Origin of the sequence: Prosthecobacter vanneervenii (genome assembly GCF_014203095.1) — a bacterium.
In the GTDB taxonomy this organism is placed as follows: Bacteria; Verrucomicrobiota; Verrucomicrobiia; order Verrucomicrobiales; family Verrucomicrobiaceae; genus Prosthecobacter; species Prosthecobacter vanneervenii.
The window spans coordinates 1-1,528 of the sequence record NZ_JACHIG010000031.1; the positions used below are offsets into that span (position 1 = coordinate 1).

At 60.9% G+C, this 1,528-nt stretch carries 1 protein-coding gene; it reads right to left on the bottom strand.

Going from position 1 to position 1,528, the window contains the following annotated elements; genetic code table 11:
* Window positions 1–285 precede the first annotated feature (285 nt).
* Window positions 286–1,440, bottom strand: a complete 1,155-nt coding sequence (locus HNQ65_RS26470) for an IS110 family RNA-guided transposase (RefSeq protein ID WP_184344884.1) — start codon at window positions 1,438–1,440, stop codon at window positions 286–288.
* Between the last annotated feature and the right edge of the window lie 88 nt (window positions 1,441–1,528).

Here is a 1,528-nt window from a genome sequence, read left to right on the forward strand (position 1 = left end):
TGCACCCTTCTCTGAAAAAGCCGGTCAAGTAAAAAGTCATCGTACGCAGGGGCTGGGGAGTGATTGAGCGCGGATGAATGAGTTCGCCGCAAAGCATCATGGCGTGGGCATCCGCACCTCTGCGCGTGTGGCACAGGGTGTGGCGTTCATGCTCCATGTCAGCGGTGGCGATGCTGTGATCACACTTCTCTGCGGGGCGGGCACTTTGAAGCCCCCTTCCATTGCGACGAAATCAGATCCCCAGCCCTCCATCCTGACCCGAGGTGCGCTGCATGAGCCCGAGGCTCAGCAACCAACCAGTGTGCAATTGGAGCGGCTGGGGAAAGTCTGTTTCGGCTTGGCGGCCCGCCTGGGCTTCGCTGTCTGCGCTGGCGGTATGTTCTGATACTCGCGGCCTTCAGTCAAGAGCTGCCAGGTGATGCGGGCCATGCGCCGCGCCACGCACAGTATGGCAGTGTTGGCCTTCTTGCCTGCGGCGCGCTTCTTCTGGTAGAGGTCGCCAAAGTAGGAGTCGCAGCCCATCGCCACCCAGGCTGCTTCCACGAAGGCCCAGCGCAGCCACTTGTTGCAGTGCCGCATGAGCTTGCCGTTGTAAGTCTTGCCGCCGCTGCTGCTGGTGCTCGGGCACAGGCCGATGTAGCCGCAGAGCTTCTGCGCGCTGTGAAAGCGGCTGATGAGGTCGATCTCGGTGACAACCACCGCCGCAAGGATCGGACCCATGCCTGGGATGCTCTGCACGTGCTGCTGCGCGGCTGTGGTGCTCATCATCTGCGCCAGCGCGGCCTCGTCCTCCTTGATGCGCGCCTGCACGTTCTTGAGCATCTCGAGCTGCTGCTTGAGCAGCAGGCCGGCAGGTGTGGGAAGCTTCAGCTTCTCCAGGAAACTCATGCCCCTTTTGCCAAAGAGGTCGCTGCACTGCGGCAGCTTGAGGTCATGCTGCGCGCCAAGCAGGCGGTGGATGCGGTTGCGCAGCATGGTGCGCTGGCGCACGAAAAAGCAGCGCTGCCGCAGCACCTCCTTGCGCAGGCGCGTCTCCTTGCAGGGAATGTGGACGCTGCTGACGAGACCTGCACGCAGCAGCAGCGCAAGGATGCGCGCGTCGATCTTGTCAGTCTTGACCTGCGCCTCGGCGATGATGCGGGTCTTGAACGGGTTGGCCAGCATGATGCGTGCTGCTGGCATCGACCGTTCCAAGACCTCGTAAAGCCAATACCAGTTCATGGTGGCTTCAAACACCACGCGCGGGTTGGGCCAGCGTTTGACCAGTGTTGCAAAGTCATGCGGCGAATGATGCTCGATGCGGCCTTTGCCAAGGTCGCAGCCTGCTGCGTCAACGGCATGCCAGACGCTGTACTTTTTATGGTAGTCGATGCCGATGAATGTGGCGGCTTCGGTGAGTATGACAGGCGGTGGTGCTTTGGTTTTGGATGAGGTGATCATGGTGTGCACACCATACCAAATCGCGCTCTCCTAGGAGAGCGGAGGCTTGAAACACTGTTTTCCCTTCGCATTCATGTCGCCTGACCCC